This window comes from Oceanobacillus saliphilus, assembly GCF_023522835.1.
Lineage (GTDB): Bacteria > Bacillota > Bacilli > Bacillales > Amphibacillaceae > Oceanobacillus > Oceanobacillus saliphilus.
Genome location: NZ_JALCZU010000045.1, coordinates 1 through 392, shown reverse-complemented (window position 1 = coordinate 392; position 392 = coordinate 1). Strand labels below are relative to the sequence as shown.

Genomic DNA, 392 nt, shown 5'->3' with positions numbered 1-392 from the left:
TGTGGCATTAGGCAATTGATCAAGATACGTCTGCTTGCCCGCGTCATCCAAGTTTGTCAAACCACTAATTTCTGTCGTCGCCCAGTCCTTTGCGTTCGTCAAGTTCTGTGCTGTGGCGTCAGTTACGATTGCGTCGATGGCATCTGCGGTTGTGGCGTCAGATACCTGTTGCTTATAGTCGGCTTTCTCTTCGTCAGTCAGATACTTCATTGCATCAATTGCCGCTGTTGCATCAGCCTTTGCAGTAGCCAGGTCTGTACCTGTCGTATCAACTTGCAATGGTGTCGTTCCAGCTGAATTTGCAAACAAGTCAACGTTAATCAATTCTGACCGTGCAATGGCTCCCTTTACCGAAACAGAGTCTTGCGTGCCATCTGGCGTAACTTGCGTTG

The 392-nt window shown here is 48.7% G+C and carries 1 protein-coding gene; it reads right to left on the bottom strand.

The window, feature by feature from the left end; all coding sequences use genetic code 11:
• Window positions 1-392: DUF1542 domain-containing protein (locus MN204_RS20380; RefSeq protein WP_249872896.1), on the bottom strand; the 392-nt coding region annotated here is incomplete at both ends.